The organism is Acinetobacter sp. XS-4, from assembly GCF_023920705.1.
Classification (GTDB): Bacteria; Pseudomonadota; Gammaproteobacteria; order Pseudomonadales; family Moraxellaceae; genus Acinetobacter.
The window spans coordinates 3,414,638-3,440,616 of the sequence record NZ_CP094657.1; the positions used below are offsets into that span (position 1 = coordinate 3,414,638).

Annotated in this window: 23 protein-coding genes and 1 pseudogene; 10 read left to right on the forward strand and 14 right to left on the reverse strand. The window is 35.5% G+C overall.

The features are described from left to right. Positions 1–247 precede the first annotated feature (247 nt). Positions 248–1,006: a sulfite exporter TauE/SafE family protein gene (locus MMY79_RS15810; protein ID WP_252610126.1), complete on the reverse strand. Its 759-nt coding sequence runs from the start codon at positions 1,004–1,006 to the stop codon at positions 248–250. A gap of 178 nt (positions 1,007–1,184) precedes the next feature. On the opposite strand from MMY79_RS15810, the gene MMY79_RS15815 reads away from it, so the two are divergent. The 4 genes from MMY79_RS15815 to MMY79_RS15830 are packed head-to-tail and all read left to right on the forward strand — an operon-like array spanning position 1,185 to position 5,584. Then, a complete protein-coding gene (locus tag MMY79_RS15815; protein WP_252610127.1) occupies positions 1,185–1,967 on the forward strand; it encodes an iron-containing redox enzyme family protein in 783 nt (260 codons plus the stop codon). A 26-nt stretch (positions 1,968–1,993) separates the two neighbouring features. Further along, positions 1,994–3,274, forward strand: a complete 1,281-nt coding sequence (locus MMY79_RS15820; RefSeq protein WP_252610128.1) for a pyridoxal phosphate-dependent aminotransferase — start codon at positions 1,994–1,996, stop codon at positions 3,272–3,274. A gap of 49 nt (positions 3,275–3,323) precedes the next feature. Further along, positions 3,324–5,036: an FAD/NAD(P)-binding protein gene (locus tag MMY79_RS15825; RefSeq protein ID WP_252610129.1), complete on the forward strand. Its 1,713-nt coding sequence runs from the start codon at positions 3,324–3,326 to the stop codon at positions 5,034–5,036. Between the two features lie 20 nt (positions 5,037–5,056). After that, positions 5,057–5,584: a cupin domain-containing protein gene (locus MMY79_RS15830; RefSeq protein WP_252610130.1), complete on the forward strand. Its 528-nt coding sequence runs from the start codon at positions 5,057–5,059 to the stop codon at positions 5,582–5,584. Positions 5,585–5,623: 39 nt separating this feature from the next. Here the strand turns inward: MMY79_RS15830 and zapE are convergent, their stop codons facing one another. After that, the gene (gene zapE / locus MMY79_RS15835) at positions 5,624–6,706 is read right to left on the reverse strand and encodes a cell division protein ZapE (protein WP_252610132.1); all 1,083 of its coding nucleotides are present in this window, start codon (positions 6,704–6,706) and stop codon (positions 5,624–5,626) included. Continuing rightward, positions 6,699–7,601, reverse strand: a complete 903-nt coding sequence (locus MMY79_RS15840; protein ID WP_252610135.1) for an ArgP/LysG family DNA-binding transcriptional regulator — start codon at positions 7,599–7,601, stop codon at positions 6,699–6,701. The genes zapE and MMY79_RS15840 overlap by 8 nt, the downstream gene beginning before the upstream one ends. Positions 7,602–8,169: 568 nt before the next feature. Here MMY79_RS15840 and MMY79_RS15845 point away from each other — a divergent pair. Beyond that, on the forward strand, positions 8,170–10,359 hold the full coding sequence (locus tag MMY79_RS15845) for a TonB-dependent receptor (protein WP_252610138.1): 2,190 nt from the start codon (positions 8,170–8,172) through the stop codon (positions 10,357–10,359). Positions 10,360–10,521: 162 nt separating this feature from the next. Here MMY79_RS15845 and MMY79_RS15850 read toward each other — a convergent pair whose 3' ends face one another. From MMY79_RS15850 to MMY79_RS15860, 3 genes and pseudogenes are all read right to left on the reverse strand, one after another. Next, positions 10,522–10,791, reverse strand: coding sequence for a hypothetical protein (locus MMY79_RS15850; protein WP_252610140.1), 270 nt, complete (start codon positions 10,789–10,791; stop codon positions 10,522–10,524). A gap of 115 nt (positions 10,792–10,906) precedes the next feature. Beyond that, positions 10,907–11,116 (reverse strand): annotated as a pseudogene (locus tag MMY79_RS15855) (TetR/AcrR family transcriptional regulator); the annotation flags it as partial. A gap of 858 nt (positions 11,117–11,974) precedes the next feature. Then, on the reverse strand, positions 11,975–12,574 hold the full coding sequence (locus tag MMY79_RS15860) for a TetR/AcrR family transcriptional regulator (protein ID WP_252610143.1): 600 nt from the start codon (positions 12,572–12,574) through the stop codon (positions 11,975–11,977). A 121-nt stretch (positions 12,575–12,695) separates the two neighbouring features. On the opposite strand from MMY79_RS15860, the gene MMY79_RS15865 reads away from it, so the two are divergent. Next, entirely contained in the window at positions 12,696–13,028 is a 333-nt protein-coding gene (locus MMY79_RS15865) for a darcynin family protein (protein WP_252610146.1), read from the forward strand. A gap of 110 nt (positions 13,029–13,138) precedes the next feature. Here MMY79_RS15865 and MMY79_RS15870 read toward each other — a convergent pair whose 3' ends face one another. Next, positions 13,139–13,840 (reverse strand): hypothetical protein, encoded by a 702-nt coding sequence (locus MMY79_RS15870; RefSeq protein ID WP_252610148.1) that lies wholly within the window; start codon positions 13,838–13,840, stop codon positions 13,139–13,141. A 95-nt stretch (positions 13,841–13,935) separates the two neighbouring features. On the opposite strand from MMY79_RS15870, the gene MMY79_RS15875 reads away from it, so the two are divergent. From MMY79_RS15875 to MMY79_RS15885, 3 genes are read left to right on the forward strand one after another with little or no spacing between them, the layout of a single operon-like run. Beyond that, positions 13,936–14,622 (forward strand): type IV secretion protein Rhs, encoded by a 687-nt coding sequence (locus MMY79_RS15875; protein ID WP_252610151.1) that lies wholly within the window; start codon positions 13,936–13,938, stop codon positions 14,620–14,622. A 33-nt stretch (positions 14,623–14,655) separates the two neighbouring features. Continuing rightward, the gene (locus MMY79_RS15880) at positions 14,656–15,435 is read left to right on the forward strand and encodes a hypothetical protein (RefSeq protein ID WP_252610154.1); all 780 of its coding nucleotides are present in this window, start codon (positions 14,656–14,658) and stop codon (positions 15,433–15,435) included. A gap of 17 nt (positions 15,436–15,452) precedes the next feature. Further along, positions 15,453–16,232 carry a tetratricopeptide repeat protein gene (locus MMY79_RS15885; RefSeq protein WP_013198863.1) on the forward strand — a complete coding sequence of 260 codons (780 nt, stop codon included), beginning with the start codon at positions 15,453–15,455 and terminating at the stop codon, positions 16,230–16,232. Positions 16,233–16,243: 11 nt separating this feature from the next. Here MMY79_RS15885 and MMY79_RS15890 read toward each other — a convergent pair whose 3' ends face one another. The 6 genes from MMY79_RS15890 to MMY79_RS15915 all read right to left on the reverse strand — a co-directional run bounded on the left by MMY79_RS15890 (position 16,244) and on the right by MMY79_RS15915 (position 22,135). Beyond that, a complete protein-coding gene (locus tag MMY79_RS15890) occupies positions 16,244–16,771 on the reverse strand; it encodes a hypothetical protein (protein ID WP_252610156.1) in 528 nt (175 codons plus the stop codon). Positions 16,772–16,922: 151 nt separating this feature from the next. Further along, a complete protein-coding gene (locus MMY79_RS15895) occupies positions 16,923–17,480 on the reverse strand; it encodes a TetR/AcrR family transcriptional regulator (protein WP_252610159.1) in 558 nt (185 codons plus the stop codon). A 685-nt stretch (positions 17,481–18,165) separates the two neighbouring features. Further along, complete coding sequence (locus MMY79_RS15900; RefSeq protein ID WP_127494445.1) at positions 18,166–18,657, reverse strand: flavin reductase; 492 nt, start codon at positions 18,655–18,657, stop codon at positions 18,166–18,168. 187 nt (positions 18,658–18,844) lie between these two features. Continuing rightward, on the reverse strand, positions 18,845–19,888 hold the full coding sequence (locus MMY79_RS15905) for a methionine synthase (RefSeq protein WP_004703605.1): 1,044 nt from the start codon (positions 19,886–19,888) through the stop codon (positions 18,845–18,847). Between the two features lie 21 nt (positions 19,889–19,909). Then, a complete protein-coding gene (locus MMY79_RS15910; protein ID WP_252610161.1) occupies positions 19,910–20,896 on the reverse strand; it encodes a DUF1852 domain-containing protein in 987 nt (328 codons plus the stop codon). A 366-nt stretch (positions 20,897–21,262) separates the two neighbouring features. Further along, a complete protein-coding gene (locus tag MMY79_RS15915; RefSeq protein ID WP_252610163.1) occupies positions 21,263–22,135 on the reverse strand; it encodes a LysR family transcriptional regulator in 873 nt (290 codons plus the stop codon). Between the two features lie 255 nt (positions 22,136–22,390). Between MMY79_RS15915 and MMY79_RS15920 the strand changes: the two genes are divergently transcribed. Beyond that, a complete protein-coding gene (locus MMY79_RS15920) occupies positions 22,391–22,996 on the forward strand; it encodes a LysE family translocator (protein ID WP_252610165.1) in 606 nt (201 codons plus the stop codon). A gap of 141 nt (positions 22,997–23,137) precedes the next feature. On the opposite strand, the gene MMY79_RS15925 is transcribed toward MMY79_RS15920, so the two are convergent. Next, positions 23,138–25,921 (reverse strand): M16 family metallopeptidase, encoded by a 2,784-nt coding sequence (locus tag MMY79_RS15925; RefSeq protein ID WP_252610167.1) that lies wholly within the window; start codon positions 25,919–25,921, stop codon positions 23,138–23,140. Between the last annotated feature and the right edge of the window lie 58 nt (positions 25,922–25,979).

Consider the following 25,979-nt stretch of genomic DNA (forward strand, 5'->3'; position numbering starts at 1 on the left):
TTTAATGCAAAGTTTATTGCGTCTAAAGATAGTTTTTTAAATCCACTATCACACCATCAAAATCAAAAGCTATAACTAGGTGTTTATTAATTGGTTTAAACTCACCACAGGCACCAAGGTATTAATTAATATTTCCTACAAAACAATATACGCACCTTACCCTTCATCATTAAAACAAGTAGAATAAATTTAAGATTAAAATCATTAATATCTAAATCAATTAGTTTAGACACCAATAATAATGAATCTATATTGTTAAAGCATATTTAACAATAATAGAGATTCCTGATAGCAGTACAATGACATTAATAATTTTCAAGAATTGTTGTTTAGACAATTTGAGTGTAATCCGCTTGCCAATGAATGCACCTATCAACATTGATGGGATAAACAGAAGCGCAAGTGACAATAAATTATCGGAAAAGTACACACCCGCTGTAGTAAATAGAATGACTCGAAAAACCGTACTGCACCCAATTAATGTGGTTTGAGTGACACGAATTTTTTCTGGGGTTTCAATTCGCCCATTGAGGTAAATCGCATATAAAAACCCACCACTACCAAACATAGCTCCTAAGAAACCACCAGATAACCCAAAAGGGAAAACAAATTTTTTCTCTAGTTTTTTCTGTGGTTTAAAGCCACTTAATGAGTAAATAGCATATAAAAGAGTAAATATACCAAATGCTAGAAGTGCGTAACTTGCATTAACTCTCATCAGCAGTATAAAGCCAAGAAAACTACCAACAAACATAAGTGGTATTAGAAATTTTAATTCAGAAAAGTCTGCCTTCTTACCGTCTTTAATGACGTTCGAAATGGCAGCAAACATATCTAGTAGGGCTAAAAGGGGAATAATTTGTGAAAGAGGGAGAAAGTTAAGTAATACAGGACTCGCAATTAACGCAGTTCCAAAACCAACCATTCCAAAAATAATATAAGAAAAAACTATTGTTATTAACATTATTGAAAGTTGCAGCGCTGAAAAATATTCCAAAAGATACATTTAAAATTCCATTTTCGTTTTTTAACCAAGCCAAACTACACTAAAACATGAATTACCACATAAATATTAGATAATTTTATCAAACATTAAAATAATTAATACTCATTTTTTTTGATTATTTCTTTGTTATAAAAATTTTGCTGTAAAAATAAATTTCATTATAAAAGGAAATTCAAGAATGAATTCTAAAGTAATCATCAATGGAAATGTTGATTGTAAAGGAACTATTAGTGCTGAGTTAGATGAATTCATTACTAAAATGGATGATCATGAAATTTTCCAAAACAATTATTTCAAGCATTTGACTTCTACGTCTTGGACGCAAGAATCATATATCTTATTTCGTGACAACTTTTTCTATCGTACCGAGCTGACCGTAAAAGGAATTGCTCATGTATGTTCTCGATCTGCTTTTGAAAATGATATGGACACGCTAGTCCTATTCACCCACATCTTAAGTGAAGAAACAGGTATGGGGGAAAAGGCAAAGTGTCATGAAATCTTTATGGAGAATGCGCTCAATATATTTGGCGCCGCAGAATACAATCTTCCAGAGATGAAGGTTCAAAAAGCTAAGGATAGTGATCGAATCATCGCAGAGACATTGCAGTATCGAGATACTATCCAAGGTTTGATTACAGGCAGTTATCCTCGCATGCTGGGAGCAGTAATGGCCCTAGAAAACCATGCTGATAAGATGCTTACAGTATTCCGTGAAGCATTCCGATTTAATAACAAAAACCTTGATCCAAATGAATTCGTTAAGAAAGTTGAAGTCTACTTTAATGCCCATATCGAAAATGGCGTCGAAGATCGTCACGCTCAAGATGCTAAACAATGTGTCCATAACAACTGTAATGATCAAGAAGACCTTGATGAGATTAAGTTCGGTGCGAATGAAACATTGAAAGCCCAGCTTAAGATGTGGAATGCAATGTTTGATCAAGCTGTATCACTTTAATTAAAAACGGATTTTGAGATCTAATCATGCAAAACTTAGGTATTTCACAAGCAGCCTTGAATTTACGTGAATCAATTACACATGGAACCAAGGCAAAAATTTTAGAACTAAATAAAAAGTCTAGTGTAGATGATCAGGTCATTGATTTAAGTATTGGCACATTGGATGAAAAGACCAATAGCGGCATTGATGATGCAGTTAAGAGTTATATCTCGAATAATGCTGCAATTATCCATGAGTTTGCTCCAGTTAAAGGCTTCCCTTTCTTACGAAAGTCTATTGCTGAGCGTGTGAAGCGTTTACGTGACATCAGTTTCAATCCAGATACTGAAATCATGGTGACTCCCGGCGGTATTAAAGGCGCTATCACCGTTGTATTCCACACACTTCTAAATCCAGACGATGAAGTGATTTACCCGGTACCAAACTGGCCCCATTACGCAGACATGATTGAATTGCACTTAGGTAAAGCTAAGCCAATCTATGTCAAAGACTTTTATAATCAAGCAATTGATGTAGTTGAATTAGAAAAGATTATTACAGATAAAACCAAAATTATCATTCTTGGTGACTGTCTAAACCCTTCTGGCAAAATTTATACTCGTGATGACTTAGAGTCGATTTCGAAGGTGATTTTGAGTGCCAATGCCGAACGTTTATCAAAAGGTCTAAGCCCAATTTATGTGCTTTTTGATTGCCCATATGAATCACATATTTTGAACACTAAGCCTGCAAACATTTCAAATATTACGCAGCAGTTTAAGGCCCAGACACACTCTATGTGGGACTACACAATTTATATTACTGGTCCCGGTAAAACCTATGGAATGCATGGCGACCGATCTGGATATATTTGTGCTTCGGACAAACTGATTAAAGTTATGGAAAAGGTACAGGTTAACTTAAATTCGTTTGCTTCGACCTATGCCCAAATTGCTACACATGAAGCAATGCAAGAATATATGGATGACGTTGCAAAGAAACGTGCGGTAGTGGCAAGACAGAACATGCAGACATTCATTGAGGATTTAAAAAGCTGCAAAGATTTAGAAGTGACTGAGCCTGAAGGTGGATTTTTCTTATTCTTGGACTTATCAAAGTATGGCGACAAAATCCAAAAGCTAGGATTTGATTCAGCCGATCAATATCTTTTGGAAACAGCAAAAGTTGCTTCTATTGGAGGCATGCATTTTGGTGAAAACATCGATAGCCTCCGACATTACATTCGCATGAATTGTGGACGTGACCCAGTGACTCTAAAGGCTGCAGCAGCACGTATTAAAGAAGCCCTTCAGAAATTAAACTAACTCATATTATTCAGGAAGTTAAGTTTTAACTTCCTGAATTTACATTTTTATGGACGATATTACTTTGAAAAAGTTCTGTATCATTGGAATGGGATTCTCAGGTACATGTACCTTCATTAGCTTTGTAAAAAAAATACTGAATCAAGATATTGATCATAAGTCATGTTCTATCACTCTTGTTGAAATGCGTGAATCAATTGGACATGGGAATCCATACGATAAAGACGAATTGTTAGCTGGTCATCTGTGTAATAACCCTGCCCATTCAATGTCGCTTTGGGATAACGACTTTGTGGATTGGATGGAAGAAAATAAAGATCGCCTGATTACTCATTATCCACATCTAATTTATAAGAAATCTTTGACTGGTGAACCGCAAGTCTTCCCCGATCCTAACGCTTTTTACCCTAGAGCTTTGTTTGGTGTCTATCTCAATGATAGATTCAAAAAATACTTAGAATTAGCTAAATCCAATCTCATTAAAATTGAAGTTTACAATGGGTATGAAGCTATCGATGGCTACGAAACTAAAGGTGGTTACAATCTCGTTATTAAGAATCAAAACTTAAATCGAACAATTGAATTAAAAGGGTTTTCTAAGCTGTTACTCACTATCGGACACTGGACTGCAAGTCGTTTAGACTCCGAGCACAGTTTATTCGTGAAACCATACCCTTTCCAAAAAGTCTTAATGAGACTTAATCAAATTATAAAACAAGATCATAAGCCAAATGTTCTTGTGCGTGGTATGGGGCCTAGTGGAGTTGATACGGTCATTACTTTATTTAGTGAAGGATCGTTTCTAACTGAAAATGGAGCCTTTTCAAGCTATCAGAAGGCACAGACAGATGAATACTTCAAAGCCTATGTTGTCAGTCGTTCAGGGTACTTTCCAGCAGTACGAGGCAATAAACCAGACTATGATTTTAAGTATTTCACTCATGAATCTTTTCCTGAGTTGCAGCAGCACTTAAATAAGGTTTTATCACTGGATGATATTCTTCATCTGCTTGACCTTGAGCTTAAAAATGCAACTAATGGTGAAGTTTCATTCAATGATCTATGCAACTTGAAATTTGCAAATGCCTATGAAAAGTTGAAATATGATCTGGAGCACCAAGAGCTTAATGACTTAATTAATATGATCATTCTCAAAGTACGAAGAATGAAGTTTTATCGTTATTTAAGCGGTCATGATAAAAAACGCTACGACCAAGAATTTGATCATTTATTCATTCGTCTTGCCGTACCCATTCCACTGGAAAATGCACAAAAGCTGAAATGCTTATTTGAAGCTGGTCTACTCCAATCAATTAAACTTGGCTATAACAGCAAACCTCTAAAGATAATGGATGGCCGTGTACAACTCACTGATTGTCTAGGGTATTCATTTGATTTTGATCTTGTGGTGAATACGATCAGTCAAGACTTTGATATCTATAAGCATCCCTCAACATTGGTTAAATCGTTGTTAGAGAAAAAGAATATTGTCCCAAATGTGGAGGATGAATATAACACTGGGGGTTTAATGCTGGATGGTTTCGAGACCTACAAACTCATGGAAAACCGTAGAGGATCCATAAAGCCCTCGGAGTATTTTTACTCTTTTGGTGTGCTTACCCGATACTGGCAGAATGAACGTAACTTTTCCAAAGCGATTGTTGATGCTGCTGATTCTGTCTCGACTGATTGGGTTGAATTGCTTCAAAAACATCTCAGTGAACCAATATTTACGCCAGAACAACTTTATAAAATTAGTTAATCGGACTAGGAAAATGATCAATGGAAATGCATCAGTTTTGTTATGACCGTGATATTAGGATAGTGCTGTGCAACTTAAAAGATAGCCTGTTTCCGTTTCATAGACATACTAATATCCCCGATCTTGTGTACTGCTCAAAAGGTGCTATTCAGGTTGAGTTACCAGATTTGCAGCAGAAATATATTGTTAATCAGGGTGACTTTTTTCAAATTCCCCCAAATGTTAGACACAGATTTGCAAATAAAGATATTGAGGTTGAAAGCCGTTATATCATTCTTCAAATTGGAGAATTTAGTATTGAGTTTTTTAAAAATATTGAAGAGATAGAACCACTACTTGCCAATATTGAACCTAAAATTCGACTGAGTTCAGATATTTTTATTAAGGACTATAACGCTGACATTCAATATATTATTGAAGACTTTCAAAAGAATAGAAAAAAGGAAATTAGTACCGAGGAACAAGCAGACATTATTCAAGCATTAGAAGTTTTCTTGCAGAATGGGTATAAGTCAAAATTTCCAGATAAATCGTACTTTTTTGCTTAATCCCACTGCGTGTTAGCCATGCAAAGCATAATCATATATTCAAGCAGGCTCCTGAAGTTCCTTGTTATAACTTATGCTTTGCATTTCCTGTAATCGTGAGTAAGTTCTTTGAAATTCAAATTTAAGCCTCTCACCTTTATATAATTGATTTAATGGTTGTGAAGCAACAAAGTATAGTTTGATTTTTTGATCATAAAGTTCATCAATCAAATAAATAAAACGTCTCACGCTATCATAAATTCTATCTGTTAAATCACCAATTCCGCTGATTAGAACATAGTCATATTGCGTAGCGATCTCAATGTAATCAGCTGGGCTTCTGGCTTCTCTGCAAAGGGCTTCAAAGTCGAACCAAATCACGTTCTTATCACAAGATTTAACATCTATTGATCTATGGTTGATTAAGATGCTCGTCTTGAGTTCTTTCTGGTTATTTGTAAGTTGCTGGTAAACCGAATGAAGCCATTGTTCTGATTCTTCATTTAATGGAAATCTATAGAAATCGTCATTGGCATTACTTTCTTTGATGGTTCTATAATCTAGTTGATTACCGATCTTCAAGACTGTGCAATTCTGATTGATATGATCTATGGTCTCTAAAAATCTATCGCGATTTAAGCCATCTTTATAAAGATCCTTCGGATCAATATTCGAGGTAGCAACCAATATCACTTTCTTTGAAAAAAGCATATTAAATAGATTTGAAAGTATCATTGCATCGGCAACATTTGAAACAAAAAACTCATCGAAGCAAATCAGTTTATAGTTGCTTGCTATGTCATTAGCGATCAGTTTTAAAGGATCTTTATTTCCACGATAGCCCATAAGTTGTTTGTGAATATCTTTTAGGAAATGATGAAAATGCACTCTCATTTTCTTTTTAAAATTAAGAGAGTTATAGAACAAGTCCATAATCCATGTCTTGCCTGTTCCTACACTCCCCCACATATAGAGACCTTTAATCTGGGGACTAAAGAAATGATTAGACTGGGTTTCAAGTTTATTCCAAATCTCATCCAATGTTTCAATAGCTTGTCGCTGAGACGGATCTGCAAGAACAACGCCAGTATCAATCATGGAGTTGTATATCTCGATTGGACTTTGACCCTCATGCTTAAGCATCTTCATTCCCTACGGTAGCCAAGATTGTTGTTGAGTGGTTAATAATAATATCATTCATTATTAAAACTGCTGGAGAAAGATAAGAGAGCTGATGCCAGTATAATGGAATCTTAATTCTATATTCTTTTGAAATTTCCTTTATCCCCTGATTCAATAAATCCTGATTCATTTTGCATATAGGTATTATTCCATAGCCCATATCACAAGCAAGTCCAGAGATATAAGAGTCAGTCGAAGGAATAATATGAAAAGGAATCATTGATTTTTTTAGTCCGAAGTTAGATTCTAAAAAATCGAAATATATTCTTTCATTCTCATTAAATAAAACCAAAGGAGCTAAACGCAGACTCTCTCTATTAATTCCTTTTTTAAACCATTTATCAATGAAAGTCTCTGAGGCAACAAGACAATAAACCATATTACCTAAATATACACTTGTACAACCTCTGATTATCTCAGACTCTGAAGAAATGCAGGCCTGCACTTCTCCTTTTTTTAAAAGTTCGATGGTATTGCAAAGCGTATCAATCTTTATGTCTATTGTAATAGCCTCAGAAAGACAGTACTTGGCTAATATAGGGAAAAGCAATGACTCAAATGTACCGATACTCGCAGCAATGGGTAATGGTTTAAATTTATTATTATTGATGACTGTCTTTAAAAAAACATTCTCTAATAAAGATGCTCGCTGAAGATAAGCAAATAACTCCGCACCAAATGGTGTTGGTTTACATGGTCTTTCTCTAACTAATAATACATTCCCTAATCTTTCCTCTAATAATCGAACTCTTTGAGAAATTGCTGACTGAGATACACATAATTTTTTACCAGCTTTTTCGAAACTTCCTGTTTCAACAACAGCAGAAAAGGCATCGCATTTAATTTTGTCTAGCATTTTTAAATTTTATCTATATTAATTAAAGTTATATTTCTTAATCATAGTAATGGGCATGGCAATACGAAATACTACAATTGTATTACTTATGCTAAATAATCATTATTTATTTTAATTAAATGAGCACCACACATGTAATTAATTAGTAAAACTAATTAAACCCTCATTAAATTCAACATTAGTTAAAATGCGGTAACAGACTACCAAACTGGCAGTACATTAATTTTAAAGTAACTTAAAGCTATAAAAAATCTGACTCTATGTCGGATTTTTTATTACTCAAAATCTCATGATTTCTTAAATATAATCAATCTTTTCCAGAGTACAAAACTGAGCCAACTAAAACGGCTTGTCCGAGAACTATCAAATCTGCTCATAAAAAATCTAACTTGTGTCAAAAACGGAATTTTTTAGTAAATAAAAGCTCTTAATATTTTGATTTTTAAAATCTTTTTAAATATGGTTCAGATAACACCCATTATATTAAATAACCAATAAAGATTTTACATCCATAATGATAATGACTACTATTTGCATTAATATTAACACTTACTAATTGGGAATAAAAATGCGCTTGTTACCCTTCAGTCTTTGCTTACTTACAACAGCAATTTGTACCCATCTCTATGCCGATGGTTCAATTAAAACAACTACCGAATCACAAAATGCTGAAGCTAAACTTCCGACAATTGTGATAACAGCGACACGTACACCCAAAAGCATTGCTGAAATTGCAGGAACAGTTCAAACCATTTCTGCTGATGAAATTGCGCAACAGGCTGGTCCAAGTCGTAAAGTTGCAGATGTTTTGGCACAACTAGTTCCATCTTTAGCACCAAGCAGTGGAACAAGTAGTAATTATGGTCAAACTATGCGTGGACGTAATGTACTGGTGATGATTGATGGCGTATCACAAACGGGTTCACGTGATGTAGCACGTCAGTTGAATAGTATTAGCCCAAATATGATTGATCATATTGAGGTAGTTTCAGGTGCGACCAGTATCTATGGTTCAGGTGCGACTGGCGGAATTATTAATATTATTACCAAACGTGCTGACAAGTCTAAGCCTGTTAGCTTTCAAACAAAATTAGGTGTGACATCGGCCGATAATTTCCGCGGTGACAGCCTAGCTTATCAAGTTGGCCAAACGGCTTCATTTGCAAATGATAAAGTCGATGGTTTTCTTGGCATCGACTATACCAATCGAGGCTCTCAATTTGATGGTAATGGGGATCGTATTTCATTAAGCCCTTGGCAGGGTAGCACTATGGATACCGACACCATTGATGTAAATGGTCGTGTAAACTTTAATTTAACAGATAATCAGACTCTTAGTTTTGGTGCTCAGTACTATAAAGATGAACAAGATACAGAATATGGGCCTGATTATTCTTATTTACTCACAAAAACAGATCCATCTTACAAAGCTGTCAAAGGTTGGAGCTTAGATAATCAGCCGTTTACTGAACGTTATGCTTTTAATACACAGTACCAAAATCAGGATTTCTTAGGTCAAGTTCTGAATGTAGAAGCTTACTATCGAAAGGAGAAGTCACGCTTTGTACCTTATGGTTATTCAGCTGACGGTGTTAGTGTAAAGCAAAGTCAATCAAATGTGGATTATGCAGGTATTCGTTCAACTTTACAGTCTGATCTTGTGGTTGCTGACCGTGATTTAAAACTAACTTATGGCTTAGACTATGACTGGGAAAAAGATCATCAGTGGGCTGACTACTACATGCCAAGCAATAATGGTTTAGCTTATACCCCAACTGGAGAAAAACAAGGCTCAGGACCAGATACTGAAATTCAGAATATTGGTACCTTTATACAAGGGGACTATGCAGTAACAGATCAGCTTAATATTCAAGCTGGAGTGCGTTACCAATATGTTCAAGCGGACACAGACAGCTATTTAACTGCACGTAAGCCGTATACATTAATGGCTGCAGACTCTACAGATTCAGATAAATTCCTGTTTAACCTAGGTGCCGTCTATAAACTCACTGATGCTCAGCAAGTCTATGCTAACTTTTCACAAGGCTACAGTTATCCAGATGTGCAACGTGTATTACGTGATGTTGCAGCATATACCTTAACTACGTCTGGTATTGCTCCAATCACTGTGAATAGCTATGAACTAGGCTGGCGCTTGAACCAAGATAAAGGTTTAAATTTAGGCCTAACAGGTTTTTATAATACTTCTGATAAAGTCGTTCAATTTAACTCGGATCGTTCTGTAAATGTTGTTGATACCGACCAGCGAGTTTATGGGGCTGAAGCAACAGTAAGTTACCCATTCATGGAAAATTATAAGGTAGGTGGGACTTTAGGTTATACAAGAGGCCAGTACAAGGATGAGGCCAATAATTGGCATGAGTTAAATGCTTTTGCAGTTTCACCAATGAAAGGTACGTTGTTTGCTGAATGGAATAATACGGAAGGCTATGGTGTACGTGCTCAAATGCTTGCAATCAAAGGAACTGATAAAGCTTATAAAGACGATCTAGAGTTAAAATCAGCTGGACTGAGTGATAGTAATAGCGCAGCAGAGATTAAAGGTTATACAACCATGGATGTATTAGCACATTTCCCTGTGGCGAAAGGTCGTGTGGACTTTGGTGTCTATAATCTATGGGGAAATCAATATAAAACTGTATTCGCTCAACAAGCAGCAGTAACCAATGCTAACTCATTGTTAGCAATCCCAGCCGAAGGTCGTACTTTTGTGCTAAGTTATACTATAAATTATTAAATTTAGGACCAAGAGGAACTATTCTAAATTTTCTAAAATCAACATAATGCGCCTTATATGAAATTTAATTTTATCTGATATAAATCAAAGTCTTATTTTAAAAAAAGCCCGACTCATAGTACTTGGGCTTTTTTATTTTTTATAAAATATTTTAAAGAGAAATCACTTAAATCTAGAAATTTCAAAATTCAATCGATATGTCATAAAATTTATTAAGCATGCCTCTCGAATTCTTTTTCTAAACAGTTCTTGAAAATAGGGGTTTGTTAAAAAAATACCCAAGGCAACAATTAAATATACAACAGACTTATTTTCGATCTGAAGTACCTTTAAAAGCTCAGAAAAGAACTCATCCACTAAGTTAAAATAAGTTGAAGTTAATAGAGAAACAAATAAATAGGAAAAAATACGATAAAAATTTCTTTTAAACATAACTATTTCTCCACTAAATTATTCTAAGTGCATCAAAAATATAGCATAGTTAAAAAATATTACCCACAGAGATGAAGGATCTTTAAAATTCTTCTGTAACATTGGCTTATGTCCGCTAGCTCAAATCCAAATAACTAAATACAGCCTTTTCAACTCGCTGCTGTAAATGGTTTAAATCACTTTCCCCTGTTATACCTGCTGCGTTAATCATTCCTTTGCTTAAAGCAATCACATCTTGTGCGGCTATCTGTGCATGTGAAATGTCAGAACGCGTAAGCAGGTCAGAAATTATGGTTTCAAGTTCATGTTGAAACTCACTTTCCTCAAAAATCTGACTTGTGTCAAAATTGGAATTTTGCTTTTTTACGGTAGATAAAAATTCTTAAAACTTTGATTTAAAAATCTTTTTAAATATGGTTTCAGACAACACCCATTATGTTAAATGGATAGATGCTTTGATATCTTTAAATCATAGGATAATCTATTGATACCCTAATAAAAAAGCTTAATAAATGACCACATATAACGACTTTAGTGTTGATTATCTCAGTGATACTAGATATGAAAAGATTACAATAGAAATCTCATATAAAAACCAAATACTTTGTCAATTGAATAAAGATAAGGGGAATGACAATATCGAAATTCAGTTTTTTCATGAGTGGAGAATATTACCAGATCAGGTAATATTCAAATTTCCATTAGAAGAGTTCACCAGTCTACTAAATGAATTGAAGCAAGACCTAATTTCTGCTTAATTTACACATACTTTTAAAAATTAAATATATTTTTGAAACACACTTCAGATTGAATGGGAGTTAAGTTTTCCTAAAATCAACATAATACGCTTTATACGAAATTTAATTTTATCTGATATAAATTATAGTCTTAATGCTTAAAAAAGCCCGACTCATAGTACTTGGGCTTTTTTAATGATTTGTCACCTTTCAAGATTACTTATTGATCAACTCTCCACAATTTCATGTAATCTCTATTAATTGTAAAGGAGATAAATATCCACTCTAATCTAAATCCTTCTTACAATGACTCACTGCCCTATCCTGCATACATACACTTAAGTAATTCGAGTATCTAAAAGCATCTTCCAATGAATTTATCAAATCTATATGCTCTTTCTTCATAATGACATGGGTTGTGCCGCTGTAACATTGGCTTATGTCCGCTAGCTCAAATCCAAATAACCAAATACAGCTTTTTCAACTCGCTGCTGTAAATGATTTAAATCACTTTCCCCAGCTATGCCTGCCGCGTTAATCATTCCTTTACTTAAAGCAATCACATCTTGTGCGGCTAACTGTGCATGTGAAATACCCGAACGTATAAACAGATCGGAAATTATGGTTTCAAGTTCGTGTTGATGCTCATTTTCCTCAGTGTCTTTACCAATGATTTCAGAAGCAAACTCTAAGGTTCGTGCCAACTGCGGACGGCTTAATTGATGTTGCACAGCAGCGTGTATGGTGAGTTTTAGTTTTTCTTTTAAGTCTGCGGCGTCATGTTGCTGTATGGCTTCAACGATACGATTTGAAAGCTTGGCGCGCTCACGTCGAATTAACTCGACGATTAAGGCATCTTTAGAAGGAAAGTATTGATATAGGCTACCAATGCTTACGCCAGCAAGTTCAGCCACGGCATTTGTGTTAAATCCAGCAAAGCCTAAAGACTCCAGAATGCGAGCAGCCGCCTCTAAAATTGCTTCAAAAGTAGCCACTGAGCGTGCTTGACGCGGGCGTTTGCGTGGGTCTGGAAGTGTTTCTGACATGAGCCGAAATACGAGTATGTAATGTGAGTAATCACTCATATACTGACTGAGTCATGTTGATATGACAAGCAAATGCTGTCTTTTCAATTGAACTATAACTCGGCCCAGTCATGGAGTGGTTATGTCTAGAACCTATACTTTTTTTATTCATTTAAGAGCTTTGCCTGCTTGGTTGGCTTTAGCTCGTGAAAAGCGGGCTGAGTTTAGTACACAGAAGCTTGAACCTATTTTTGCGAAGTACCCAACTGTAAAAGTTCGGTGGTATGACGTTGAAGCGTTTAGCACTAAAGCCAGTGATATTGCTGTGTTTGAGACCACATCTCTACAAGATTATTATTTTGTGATTGATGCCATTCGAGACTCTGAGTTTTGTACAGTGCCCTACTTTGAGTTTGTAGAGATTATTCCTGCAATTGAAGATGGGTATGTGGAGTATGAAGAATGTTTCTCGTAAAAACGCGTATAACTTTTTATCAAACCAGTGATGCACAAGCCAGTAATTTTATGGCTATGCCTAAGGTAATAGCCATCGTAAAATCTAGCTTTATTTCGAGTTTTTTATATCTATTTAATGTAGCTATTCTTTTTAAAAACTTGTTTGAAACTTAAAGGAATATTTTGTGTATTAGGTATATGCCCAAAGAAATGCTCATCTTTTGTTTGGAAAAAAATATCAAAGCTTTGACTCATAAATGGATCGACTTCACTTTGTTTTTGGTAAATTGGTGTAAGCCTATTGATATAATAATTGATCCAATCAACTTGATTTGAAAAATAAGAATAATCTTTAAGGTCAAAATATAGGCTATCCAAGTTATCCGCAATCAATTCTACATTTGGATGAAACAACCAAATAATAATCTCCATAGGAGAAACTTTTTTCAGCGTATGCTGGGATGTTTTATCAAATCTTTCAATTTTATATAATTGTGCACCAGATTGACTATAACTAGTGCAAAGTAGTTTTCCATTATGAACTTGATCAAGGTCTTGACCTAATTCTAAGGTACGTATTCTCTTAGAAATATCTAGACATTCAGGTAAAGTTATTAATTTAGATTTTGCTATATTTTTAAATATATCAACTGATTGCTGAACCACTCTTGATTCGCCAGTACCAGTAATAATACCTTGCTCCCAAGCGTATAACTTCGAGTAATGTGTAGTAGAAAGCTCCACATCTAAGGTTTCATTTACAGTTACTCTTTTATTGTCAACTGCAACAATAATGCTATCGTTTAATTGAATAGCTAAGATGAAAGTCATATTTTACGTAAAATAACGAGACATTTGATATACATTTATTTTAGGCTATATCTATGCAAAGTTCTGAATATTTTTTATAAAAATTGAGGTTATTAATGGCTGGTGGTTCTCAAATCATTATTAATAAAGATGGTATTACCCTGATTACACCAGGAAAATTTGAGCCGAAAGCTGGACAACACCTTTTTAAAAGTGGTGAAAAGGCTAATTTTTCTTTGCCAGAAATCCCTAATGTTCAATCTCCTTTTAGTAATAAATTAGATGTTTATAATCTATTTAAGGAAACATCTCATATTAAATATTCTGTTTTACATTCAAATGGACAAGTAAAAACTGGCTTCCTTGACCAGTATGGTAGGACTGGACGCATCAGATCTCAGGAACAGGAAAAAGTTAAAGTTCTGATTGGTGGCGATGAATGGCACTATTATATTAGCCGTTTTGGTGGAACTATTGAGGATAATACTTATATTAAATTCCTAGATTTTATAGGAGATCCTATACCAAATTTAGAATTTAACTTAAGCAATGATAATAATAAAACTCTTATGGAATGTAGAACAAATAATGATGGTGAAGCCGTATTTGTATGTCCTAAAGATGACTTTCCAATCCTATCCGTTAAAAGTTTAATTACTAATGAATTTAAGCCAATACTAAGAATAGAAAATAACTTAGTAAGAGAAATAATTTTAGTAAGTCCTAAGATCTTAAAAGAAATCGATTTATTACAAGAAACAGATGAGAAAGGCGATTATTTAAGAAGTAACTATCATAAATAATTGAATATTCAAAAAGTATTGTGAGTGATAAAGATGGCAAATGAACAGAAAGATTTACAACAGAAAGTAAACCAAAATGGTAGGCCTGTTTCAGTGTTTACTAGAGAACATCTCGAAACAGCTGCTAATGTAGCCTCAGAATCTTCAGATATATTAGGTTATTTAAAAGATGGAACTTCTGTTGTAGATAATTACAATTTTAGATGGGGTCTTATCCACTCAAAAAATACGCCTTTGTTTAGTAAAGAAAGGTTAGAAAAAGCTAGGGAATTCCGATTTTATAAAGAAAACCCTCAGACAGGACGAATTTTTAAAGGTAATCAGCATACAAAAGTATTCGATACTAAAAAATTCGGAACCAAGATTGATAAATTAGGGTCAAAAGCAGGTAATTTTGGAGATGGAGTAGAGTTAGCATTAGCTATTGTCGATAGAAACCCTGAAGCCCTTGCAACAAAATCTTCTACATTAGTGCTATCTAAAGCTGGAGAAAAAACGGGTGAAGTTGCTGGACTTGCTGCTGCTGGAAAATGTGCAAAAGTAGCAATAAAACGGTTAGATCCTAGAAAAGCTACAGTTGTTGGTCTCACCTGTGCTGGTGCAGCCATAGGTGTGAAATACTGGTTAAAAGACAAAGGAGATGAGTTAGGAAATACGGTTGGAAAAACAAATACTGCCATCCAGACAGCTCAAGGCGTTCTCGATGCAGTAGACATATTGGATCAAGTTGAGACAAAAGCGGCTGAGAGAGAGAGACAAGAGGCTATAAAAAAAGATCCAATGGTAGAATGGCATATAGTTGGAGCAGATTAATTTAAAAGAGATATATTATGAATTTAAAGTATTTAATGATTTCTAGCCTCATAAGTATATTTTTATTAGGTAGTGCAGGCTGCTCAGAACCTATTCCCCCACAAAATAAGACTCAAAGTGAAGCAAGCCAATTATATGAACAAGGCGGTAAATATTTTTTAGGTAAAGATGCTCCTAAAGATTATCAAAAAGCTTTTTCTTATTTCCAAATGGCAGCTGAAAAAGGCTTACCTATTGCACAAAATGATTTAGCAGGAATGTATTCCAAAGGAATAGGTACCCCGAAAAATGAAGAAAAAGCTTACTATTGGTATGAGAAAGCTGCTAAAAACAACTTTCCGGAAGCTCAATATAATTTGGGTTTGATGTACGATAATGGCTATTATGTAAATAAAGATAGATCAAAAGCTTTAGAATTTTATAAATTATCTTCTGATCAAGGATATGCTAAAGCTCAATATAATTTAGCAAATGCTTATCTTTCAGGGAATGGAATAAATAAAGATATTAATTTAGCTCTAGAATTATATAAGAAAGCTGCGGATCAAAATCTTTCTGAAGCTCAATATAATTTAGCAAATATTTATTCTGATGGCAGTCTAGTTAAACAAGATAATGAAAAAGCTCTAGAGTTATATACAAAGGTAGCAGAAAAAGGCGTACCTGAGGCTCAAAATAACCTCGCCTATATGTATGCTAATGTTTACTCAGATTATGAAAAAGCAAAATTTTGGTTCCAAAAATCTGCCGACAATGGATATGAGCCAGCAAAAGAAGCTTTAGAACAGTTCCAATAGTTCTAAGTAATTTACTTCTTAGAAGTCACCATCAAATATACAATTAATCCAATTAAGACCAAGAATATTAACTGAATCTCTAAAAAAAGGTTTATCATCCATGAGTTTCTAAATGATAAACCTTTTTTTGTTATTAATATTTTCGATTTTTTTGTATCTTGTGAAATAAAAACTTTTATTTCATTCTTTTTCTTTATCTCATTAAATATAGATACATTTTGGTCTTTCATCTCATCACAATTCTCAGAAATAAACAATCTATATACAACCAAAAAATCTTTTTCTTCTGATTTATAAACTTTATTTTGATATGTATATTGATACCTTATATCTCCACGAGCACTTCTATCCATTCCTCGTCGCCAATATTTTCTTTTACAATAAACGTTATAATCTAAAATTTCATAATCTTTTATCTCAATCCAGTCAGGATGAAATAATTTAAAAACTTTTGATTGTAGGTTAAAAGATGAAGTTACAACTAATAAAATAAGAAAAACAGCTAGTAAGGATAAAATAATTTTTATAAATAATTTCATTATTAATATATATCCCGATCAAAATAAAAGAATTTCAACTCAACTAAAAATAATATATAAATATGTTTCATATACTCTTAGCGGGTAAATATTAGCATGAAAAAAAATTTTTATTGAATAACCTTAAGTATAGTTACCGTATACTATTTTATTATTTATACCCCCTCCCCCAAAACCTCTCCAACACCACATCCCGTTCATCCACACGATTTGAACTCAAAACCTGTAACATCAAGCCATCAATTAGGTTTAAAACCATGTTGGCATCGGGGTTAAATGCATTGGTTTCCAGACTAAAGACCAAATCAAAAAGCTCTCGAAGTAGCCATTTCCGATATTCAACGGCTATGCGGTAAGCCGTTGGATAAAGCTGTTTGATCTCAAATATGGCTTTAAACAACAGGTGGTAAAGGCTATTTACATCAACATGTAAACGCACAATTTCTTTAAGTTTATCACTTGGTTTTGGGTAGCGGTGTGAATAGACAATTGCCAGTACTTCTTCTTTCAGTCGGCTTTTTTGAAAGCTTATGCAGGTTTCAACGAGCTTTTCTTTTGAGTGGAAGTAGTTATAAAGCGTGGCTTTAGGAATTTTAGTTTCTTTGGCAATCAGGTCTACGCCCGTGTTGTGAAATCCATAGTGATTAAATAGATCTACTGCGCTATGAATAACTTTTAATTTTTTTGAAGCCGTTTCTAAAGTTGGCATAGTTTTACCATTATAAAAATAAGTTGTTATGTCTGGCTGAGATAAAAAGCCTGTGCCCTTTCTGGGAGAAAAAAAGGCACAGCAAAGCCGTAAGACGATGCTTGGCACATCTCAAGTTTTGTTGTTGCTAAGTTTTAAGTAAAAATGACTTAAAGCCTGAAAACCCTACGGCGTTCAAGCTGCTGTAATTTTTTAAGCTGTGTTGTTATAACTTTTGGCAATGAGTGCCAAAAAATGATGGATGTGCATAGCCAACTCCTGATTTTGGGAGTTCTGCCAAAGCATTCATTTGGAATTATGGTGGCAGAACGAAAGAGGGTTGACAGACTGGTTTTCGAGAACCCAGCACGCACGAAGGCGTCCCCCTTCCGTCCTACCGCTACAAAAAGGGAGACGAGTGGGTATACATCAAAAAAAACAAGTCTTTTCAATGTACTCGAAAAAACAGCCTGTCAAAGCCGGCTGGCAATGTGGCCAGCAGGCAAAGGATAATCCGAGAGTTGATAGGTGTCAATGTAGCTTTTATGACAAGCATTTAAATTTATTATTATTTTTCATTAGATTAACTTAATTATTATTTTAGATATTATATTTAATTGTATTTTTAAATTAAATGAAGCGATCCATGCTTATTCATTTCTATCTTTTAACTTTTTAATGTGCGAATACACAGCGGAAAGTCGGTTTAGACAATCTCCGTCTGCCCCACTTGGTGATAAGCACGATTAAAATAAACCAAACTTTGGTCATGCTGGCTTTGTTTAATCGCCACAATCGGACAAATAAGAATAGTGTGTGTGCCCACTTGTTGAACTTGCTCAATCTCGCAATCGAAACTTACCAAAGCATCATCTAACACAGGTGAACCCGTTTCTAACTCAATCCATGCGCCATGTTTAAAGCGTTCTTCTGGCGTGAGCTTAGATGAAAATGCTTTTGAAATATGTTCGTGGTGTGCGCCTAAAACATTCACAGTTAAGATTTTGTTATCTAGGAAATGTGCATGTGAACTCGCAGATTGGTTCATACACACCAATAATGTCGGAGGTGTGTCAGTCACACTACAAACAGCAGAGGCAGTAAATCCAAAACGGCCAGACATGCCTGCCGTAGTCACAACACTAACCGCACTTGTGAGTAAAGACATTGCATTTCTAAAGTCTGTTGCTTGAACCATGACATTATTCCTAAATTGAATCGTACCTTGTCCTGAGGGTTTGCTATACCGCCCAACTCCATCAGGAAGGTACTTTATCAACATGAGTCCTGATTAGAACTACATGTAGTAAGTAAAATGAGGGTTACTTGTTTGATTATCAACTGCCATCAAAAAAGTAACCCTTTATACCACTTATTGGTAAATATTAAGCAGTAAGATCAAAACCAGTAAGTTCTCTGCGAACGATTTCTGCACCTGCCGTTAAAGCATTTAGCTTGCCACGTGCCACTTCACGTGAAAGAGGCGCCATACCACAGTTTGTGCAAGGGTAAAGCTTGTCAGCATCTACAAACTGAAGCGCTTTACGAAGTGTGTTCGCCACTTCTTCTGGTGTTTCAATTTGGTTAGATGCAACATCAATTGCGCCGACCATCACTTTTTTACCGCGAATGAGTTCGAGCAAATCGATAGGCACATGTGAGTTGTGACATTCTAACGAGATAATATCGATGTTAGATTTTTGCAGTTTCGGGAAAGCTTCTTCGTACTGGCGCCATTCTGAACCAAGTGTCTTTTTCCAGTCAGTGTTGGCTTTAATGCCGTAACCATAGCAAATGTGAACCGCAGTTTCACACTTAAGACCTTCAATTGCACGCTCTAAAGTCGCAACGCCCCAATCATTTACTTCGTCAAAGAATACGTTAAATGCTGGTTCGTCAAACTGAATAATATCTACACCAGCAGCTTCTAACTCACGTGCTTCTTGGTTCAAAATTTTTGCAAATTCCCAAGCAAGTTTTTCACGGCTCTTGTAGTGACCATCGTAAAGCGTATCAATCATGGTCATTGGGCCAGGTAATGCCCACTTAATTGGTTGATCAGTTTGCTGACGTAAAAACTTAGCATCTTCAACAAACACAGGCTTTTGACGAGACACTGCACCTACTACAGACGGTACGCTTGCGTCGTAACGGTCACGAATTCGAACTGTTTCGCGCTTCTCAAAATCTACGCCATTTAAGTGTTCGATAAACGTGGTCACAAAGTGTTGGCGGGTTTGTTCACCATCGCTCACAATGTCGATGCCAGCAAGGCGCTGTTCGTGCAACGCTAAACGTAAAGCATCTTTTTTACCTTCAAGTAGACCTTCGTTTTCGAGTTTCCAAGGCGACCAAAGCTTTTCAGGTTCTGCAAGCCAAGACGGTTTAGGTAAGCTGCCAGCAGTTGAAGTCGGTAGTAATTTTTTCATGATCAATGACCTATATGTTGATTAATTAAGAGCGTAATTAGCAGACCACTGCTCAAGAATCGCTTGGTATGGTTTGATAAATTGCTCTTCAACAAACTTCCCTTGCTCAATAGCGAGGCGGCTACGTTCTTCACGGTCATACACAATTCGAGTAAGTGAGTAATCTTCGTTCTTCAAGCTTGGCTGATAAGATTTTCCAGCCACTGAATTTGCGTTGTAAATTTCAGGACGGTAAATCTTTTGGAACGATTCCATGGTGCTGATGGTGCTGATCAACTCAAGGTTGGTGTAATCACTCAGCAAATCACCAGTAAAATAGAACGCCAAAGGTGCAGCACTGTTTTTAGGCATGAAATAGCGAACTTTTAAGCCCATTTTTTGGAAATATTCATCAGTGAGTGAATAGTCTTCTTGCTTGTATTCGACGCCCAAAACTGGATGTTCGTTTTCAGTACGGTGGTACTCTTTCGTTGTTGAAACGCTTAAGCAAATCACAGGCGCTTTTTTAAAGTTGGCTTTATAAGTTTCAGAGTTAATAAAGCTCTTAAACAAGTTACCGTGCAATTCACCAAATTTCTCTGGAGTGCTAAAAGTAGACTGATTTTTATTGTGGTCTAGCAACAGCACACTAAAGTCATAGTCACGTACATAAGAAGAGAAGTTATTGCCTACAATACCTTCAATACGTTCATTGGTTTTTTTATCAACAATATTGGTTTTCAATATTTCGATTAAAGGAAGCGCACTGTTTTGGCTTGCAGCATCAACATTCATTTCAACTGAAATAATTTCAAGTTCAACCGCATAGCGGTCGCCTTTAGGGTTGTCCCAATGAGCTAAAGTATTGAAACGATTGTCGATCATCTGTAATGTGTTGCGCAGATTTTCTTGGCGGCTCATCCCTCTCGCCAAGTTAGCAAAGTTGGTTGTAATACGCGTATTGTCTGCTGGACGATAGTTTTCATCGAAACAAATACTCTTAATCGTAAATGTAAATTCTTTACTCATTTTGATCAGTACCCTAATTTCTGAGATAAACCTAAAAAAATTTCGAGCTCTTTTTAAACTTTCCAGCCTTGTCAGATTTGTGCCTTAAGGTCTTATCAAAACTGAATTACTGGAGCGCTTCAGAGCGTGAATAGATTTATACCGCAATCACAACATGAATAAAAATGATTTAGTCTCATTCAAAACTGAGTGAAATTCATGTTTAGGGTTTAATAAATAAGTATGAAGTTAAATTTTTTTCATCTCGGGGAATTTTAGACAGCAGAAATTCAATATACGGCGCTCGCAAATCACCTTTACAAACCTAAATATTTATTAGTATTTTCAACAACTTAAATAACAAAACCTTTAAGAGAATGCCTAGACTTAAAGTAATTTATGCTGACTTTCATTCATCTCTGCTTTTAGCCATTCTAAAAATATAATCTTCCGTGAATCTTCCTCAAAAGCACTATGAGAAAGTAAAAAATAGGCTGAATTATCTTGCACAACAGGTGAAATTTTTTTCAGTAAGTTCCACTCAAGCTCTTTTTCAATCATATAAATTGAGATGACCGTTGCGCCGAGTCCAGCCAAACAACCTTCTAAACACAGATAAAAATGTTCGAGTTCAACTTTCGTGTAGCCTTTTAAACTCTGCTTTAGCTCAGCAATGCGGCTAACGCTTTTGAAAAAATTCGGTCTAGAGATCGAAATAAGTACGTCTTTGGTGTCCGATGGCTTGGTTGCTTGAACTAGAGCGATATATTCATCGGCAATTTTTTCGCTATAGATATGCTCTCCCCAATCAAAATCATTTCTACGAATTGCGATATCAATATTATCTTTTTCAAAGTCGACCACCCCGCCTGCGGTGAGTAGTACAACCTCAAAATCATGGCCGAGCTTTTTAAATTTTGATAACCGTGGAATGAGCCATTTCATGGAAAGAGTCGGTTCACACGATAAAACCAGTTGTTTGTTTTCAGTTTTAGGCTGGCTTAGCTCTATTAAACATTCATCAAGTTGACCAAAAACTTGATGGCAACAATTCAATAAAATTTCGCCCTGCTCAGTCATCACTAGTGTTTTATTTTTACGGTCGAACAAAGGCGTATTTAAGGCTTCTTCTAAATTATAAATCTGTTTACTGACCGCACTTTGCGTCACAAATAATTTCTTTGCAGCTAAAGTGACGCTGCCATACTTCGCCACAAAATAGAAAAATTTTAGTGAATTCAGCGATATTCTTTCGATCATTCTAAAAACTCATAGATATGTAGTCGTTTTTATCGATTTTTATTTCTAGGCTTCTGTTCAAAATAAAAATCATCTTGATTAAACCCTATTTTAGATGATGAAAAACATATTGAATATCGATATCTATCTTCACAAATGTAAAGCCCCAATCTTTCTCACTAAAAGAATAGCAGCTTTAAGTAAAACAGCACCCCTCTCAAATACATTCCAAAAAGTACAGATTAACCCTCTCGCTTTCAGTGAGGGTACAAGATAATGGCAGAGTTCATTGCGGTTATTCTCATTACGATTTTGGCAGTGGTAAGCCCCGGCGCTGACTTCGCGATTGTGACAAAAAACAGTTATCTGTACGGCAGAAAAATAGGTGTGTTCACTTCACTCGGAATATCGTTTGGCGTGTTGGTACATGTTACCTACACATTAATTGCCGTTGCGTTTGTGATGACTTATACGCCGCAAATTTTGAATATTGTTAAATATATTGGTGCGATTTATTTGATTTATATTGGCTATAAAACTTTTACTCAAGAACCTGTTTTAGACAACGCTGCCTTAACTTCTATAGGCACTTTGCAAGCCATAAAATACGGCTTCTTTACCAATGCCCTGAACCCTAAAACCACACTATTTGTAATTAGTACCTATACGCAAATTGTAAGTTTAACTACGCCTAAAACCGTTCTTTTGGCTTATGGCTTTTTTATGTCCTTTGCTCATTTTGTATGGTTTTCACTTGTCGCAGTGCTTTTTTCATCCATGCTGTTAAGGCAAAAAATGTTAGCCAAGCAAGTGCAAATTAATAAAGTGATTGGCTCAATTTTATGTGTATTAGGGGTGATTTTGCTTTTTACTAATTTCTAAGAAACTGTAAAGTGAGCTTGTCGTTTCTCTAGATTGAGTTTTTCTTTTTAAAAGCCAGTTCTTCAGACTATCCCTTTGATGAAAAGGGATAGTCTGTCGTGTGATAACTTTATTTAAATGTGCGCACTATAAATCACCACACTATTTTAATAATTGCTGAGCAATTTCCACTTGACCAAACTGGTCAGCACGAACTTCAATCATTTTATTAGGATCAATATATTTTCTAATAACACGATTGACCTCTTCAGCTGTTAATGAAGTAATCTCTTTATCTCGCAATATTCGACTATCCATCGCCAAATCGCGTTCTAGTTGGCTATTCAATAAGCGGTGTACACGGCTTACATCATATGCTGCAGCAGCACGTTGTTTCATGATTTCCAGCTTAGCCACTTCAACTTCTTGGGGAGTTAATCCAGTTTCCACCAAGTCTGACAAAGTTTTATGAACTGCTGTCGAAATTTGGGAGGTTTTTTCCGTGCTATAGTCTGCCGAAATTTTTAGGGTACCCACTTGTTCAAAAGCATCTAAATTTAAGCGGCTACTAAAGCCATAGACCAAAGCATTCTTTTCTCTTAACTCCATTGCTAGACGTGAAGACAATTGTGAATTCCCCAAAACTTGAGCAAATATAGTTATGGCTGCAGCATCACGATGTTCAGCCCCAACAGGAAAGTTTAAATAACTTTTATAAGATCCGAACTCACGCGGTTCTGACTGTACGTGCAAATGCTGGACTAAAGATTGAGTATATTGCTGCCCAATACGAGTAAACGGCGTTGTAGCATTCCAGTTTTCAAACTCTTTTTGTATAAATGCTTGCATATTTGCCTGCTGAACCTCACCCGTGATCGCAATCTGTGCGTGAGTCATACCCATCATTTTTTGATGAAGTTGTTTCACTTGCTGCTGAGTCACAGCTTTATATTGAGCATAAAGATTCTTAGGTTCAAAATGGTAGCGTAAATCATCTGCTCCATAATGCTCTAATAAACGCCCCATCTGTATTTCTGATACGAATTTAGGCTCTGTAAAGCTCTGTTGCAAATGTGCGAGACGCTGTTTTTTTAATATCTCGAATTCAGGTTGATCAAAACTTGCATCTTTTATTAACTCACTAATAAAGGACAGATATGCTTCGAATTGTTCCTTTGGTGCTTGAATGTCTACTTTCAGTTGATTATTTTCAATACTCGACTTTACCTGCCCTTGTAGCTTAATAGACTGGTCAATAATTTGTTCATATGTATATTTCTTAGTACCTTTGAACAACAAGCTATTCATCAGTTCAAGTGCAGCCCCTTGAGCTGCCAATGATTTCTCCGTACCAAAGTTCATCGTCAGCGTAGCGTAAGTCAGTTTATCTGGCGTCGGCGTTGAAAAAATGGCGTATTTCAATCCATTTTTGAGCTGTCCGCGATAAATATTTTTATCTAAATTAACCAATTGTGTCTGAGATTGTTGCTGTAATTGCTTTAATTCTTTATCAAAACGCATGAAATCTTTTTTAGACCAAGCAGGTTGTTCGGCAACCTTGTTTGCAACCTGCATTGCTTGAGGCACTAATGTTTGCAGTTGCTTTTGCTGGGTATAAGGTGTCGGCTCAATGTAAGTCATCAGGCGTCGTTCAGGATTAAAGAATGTCTTTAGTTCATGATTAACGTCTGACACATTAATTGTTTGTAATGCGTTATACCTATTGAAATATTCTTTCCAGTTTCCTTTTTCCTGAATTAAAACTCCACCTAGCATTGAACTAATTGCACTTGAATCAGACATCATCTGCTCGTGTGCATTTTTCATTTGGTTTTTAGCGCGTTGCAATTGTGTTTGATCAAATTGAGCAGGCTGTTCACTTTCTTTAATCAAAGTCGACGTTATTCCCTGAACTTTTAATTTTTCGTTATAGCCGGCTCCCATATATACAATATTAAAGTCTTTGGTCAGCCATGTGCTTGCATTCACATTATTAGCATCACCATTCATCACCATACTTTTATATAACTGTCCCGTGGGTTGCGCACTATATAGATATGGAACAAACGATAAAGCTTTTTGTAATTGATCATTTTGTCCTGCAACATAAATCAACTGTGTTGAATAATCGCGTCCCTTTTGAACTGTAAATGTTTTTTCTGCCACTTGTTGAATGGCTGGTTTAGGAGGTTCTTTTACCTGTGGTAATACTTTTGAAGGTAGCGCTGAAAAGGTTTGATCAACTTGTTTAAGGATATCTTGTTTATTAAATTTTCCTGTCAGAATGAGTACCGCATTATTTGGGGCATACCAAGTTTTATAATACTGCTCTATTTCGGGTAACTCTATTGTTTGAAGCTCTTCGAGGCTTCCTATCGGCATCCTTCCTAATGATTGTTCACCATAGAGATTTTTAAGCACCCGATCTACCATAAGAGCAGTGGGTTTATCCATTCGTACTTCACGTTCACGTTTAACGATTTCAATTTCAGGAGCAACATATTCTTTTTTTAACACCAAATTATTCATACGCTCAGCTTCAAGCAATAAGACCTGAGAAATAGCATTGGAGTCAGGTCGTACGACATTGAGATAACGAGTTGCATAATGGTTTGTAACTGCATTTGCCCGTAATGTGTATTTATCTAAGCGTCTTTGAAAATCATCTCCTACAATATTTTTGGTTCCTTTAAACGCTAAATGCTCAAGTAAATGAGCCAGACCACTTTTTCCCTGAGGGTCATTAAGTGAACCTGTGAAATATAAAACATCTAACATGACCTTGGTTTCTTGATCATTCGGTGCAACTAAAACACGCAATCCATTATTTAATTTATATTCTTCAATACCTTGGTGTTGAGTCACTTTTTCTATATCAGCCCATACAGCAGGCGTTAATCCAAGAAGACATAAGCTTAAGGAAAGTCGTTTTAAAGTGATAAACATGTTCAAACTCGATTTATTAGATAAGACAAAACAGGCCCATAAGCAGACCGCTTATGAG

What these genes read in the sequence shown, in the direction of transcription:
- MMY79_RS15810 (WP_252610126.1), bottom strand. Translation starts at nt 1,006, where the DNA reads ATGTATCTTTTGGAATATTTTTCAGCGCTGCAACTTTCAATAATGTTA.
- MMY79_RS15815 (WP_252610127.1), top strand. Translation starts at nt 1,185, where the DNA reads ATGAATTCTAAAGTAATCATCAATGGAAATGTTGATTGTAAAGGAACT.
- MMY79_RS15820 (WP_252610128.1), top strand. Translation starts at nt 1,994, where the DNA reads ATGCAAAACTTAGGTATTTCACAAGCAGCCTTGAATTTACGTGAATCA.
- MMY79_RS15825 (WP_252610129.1), top strand. Translation starts at nt 3,324, where the DNA reads ATGGACGATATTACTTTGAAAAAGTTCTGTATCATTGGAATGGGATTC.
- MMY79_RS15830 (WP_252610130.1), top strand. Translation starts at nt 5,057, where the DNA reads ATGGAAATGCATCAGTTTTGTTATGACCGTGATATTAGGATAGTGCTG.
- zapE (WP_252610132.1), bottom strand. Translation starts at nt 6,706, where the DNA reads ATGCTTAAGCATGAGGGTCAAAGTCCAATCGAGATATACAACTCCATG.
- MMY79_RS15840 (WP_252610135.1), bottom strand. Translation starts at nt 7,601, where the DNA reads ATGCTAGACAAAATTAAATGCGATGCCTTTTCTGCTGTTGTTGAAACA.
- MMY79_RS15845 (WP_252610138.1), top strand. Translation starts at nt 8,170, where the DNA reads ATGCGCTTGTTACCCTTCAGTCTTTGCTTACTTACAACAGCAATTTGT.
- MMY79_RS15850 (WP_252610140.1), bottom strand. Translation starts at nt 10,791, where the DNA reads ATGTTTAAAAGAAATTTTTATCGTATTTTTTCCTATTTATTTGTTTCT.
- MMY79_RS15860 (WP_252610143.1), bottom strand. Translation starts at nt 12,574, where the DNA reads ATGTCAGAAACACTTCCAGACCCACGCAAACGCCCGCGTCAAGCACGC.
- MMY79_RS15865 (WP_252610146.1), top strand. Translation starts at nt 12,696, where the DNA reads ATGTCTAGAACCTATACTTTTTTTATTCATTTAAGAGCTTTGCCTGCT.
- MMY79_RS15870 (WP_252610148.1), bottom strand. Translation starts at nt 13,840, where the DNA reads ATGACTTTCATCTTAGCTATTCAATTAAACGATAGCATTATTGTTGCA.
- MMY79_RS15875 (WP_252610151.1), top strand. Translation starts at nt 13,936, where the DNA reads ATGGCTGGTGGTTCTCAAATCATTATTAATAAAGATGGTATTACCCTG.
- MMY79_RS15880 (WP_252610154.1), top strand. Translation starts at nt 14,656, where the DNA reads ATGGCAAATGAACAGAAAGATTTACAACAGAAAGTAAACCAAAATGGT.
- MMY79_RS15885 (WP_013198863.1), top strand. Translation starts at nt 15,453, where the DNA reads ATGAATTTAAAGTATTTAATGATTTCTAGCCTCATAAGTATATTTTTA.
- MMY79_RS15890 (WP_252610156.1), bottom strand. Translation starts at nt 16,771, where the DNA reads ATGAAATTATTTATAAAAATTATTTTATCCTTACTAGCTGTTTTTCTT.
- MMY79_RS15895 (WP_252610159.1), bottom strand. Translation starts at nt 17,480, where the DNA reads ATGCCAACTTTAGAAACGGCTTCAAAAAAATTAAAAGTTATTCATAGC.
- MMY79_RS15900 (WP_127494445.1), bottom strand. Translation starts at nt 18,657, where the DNA reads ATGGTTCAAGCAACAGACTTTAGAAATGCAATGTCTTTACTCACAAGT.
- MMY79_RS15905 (WP_004703605.1), bottom strand. Translation starts at nt 19,888, where the DNA reads ATGAAAAAATTACTACCGACTTCAACTGCTGGCAGCTTACCTAAACCG.
- MMY79_RS15910 (WP_252610161.1), bottom strand. Translation starts at nt 20,896, where the DNA reads ATGAGTAAAGAATTTACATTTACGATTAAGAGTATTTGTTTCGATGAA.
- MMY79_RS15915 (WP_252610163.1), bottom strand. Translation starts at nt 22,135, where the DNA reads ATGATCGAAAGAATATCGCTGAATTCACTAAAATTTTTCTATTTTGTG.
- MMY79_RS15920 (WP_252610165.1), top strand. Translation starts at nt 22,391, where the DNA reads ATGGCAGAGTTCATTGCGGTTATTCTCATTACGATTTTGGCAGTGGTA.
- MMY79_RS15925 (WP_252610167.1), bottom strand. Translation starts at nt 25,921, where the DNA reads ATGTTTATCACTTTAAAACGACTTTCCTTAAGCTTATGTCTTCTTGGA.